At 65.9% G+C, this 270-nt stretch carries 1 protein-coding gene; it reads right to left on the bottom strand.

Annotation, left to right across the window (positions count from 1 at the left end):
• Positions 1-72 precede the first annotated feature (72 nt).
• Positions 73-234, bottom strand: a complete 162-nt coding sequence (locus tag ACR9ZK_RS22090; RefSeq protein WP_481344091.1) for a hypothetical protein — start codon at positions 232-234, stop codon at positions 73-75.
• Positions 235-270 lie beyond the last annotated feature (36 nt).

The following is a 270-nucleotide window of genomic DNA, read 5'->3' as shown; positions in this document are numbered from 1 at the left end:
CCCCCCCCCCCCCCCCCCCCCCCCCCCCCCCCCCCCCCCCCCCCCCCCCTCTTCCAAACAAAAAACGACACCCTAGATGTAGCTCCGTCTCGTGGGCTCGGAGATGTGTATAAGAGACAGCCTGTGCACACCGGCTGACCGTGTACGGCGGCGGTGCACCCGGCGCTCGCGCCGCCGGACCATAACGGTATGAACGCGCCGGTTCTGACTTCGCTGGGACTGTCTCTTATACACATCTGACGCTGCCGACGACGGAGAGAGTGTAGATCT

The organism is Monashia sp. HAY1-5C (genome assembly GCF_056755255.1).
Note: the sequence above shows the minus strand (reverse complement) of the source record. Positions and strands in the feature narration are given on the sequence as shown.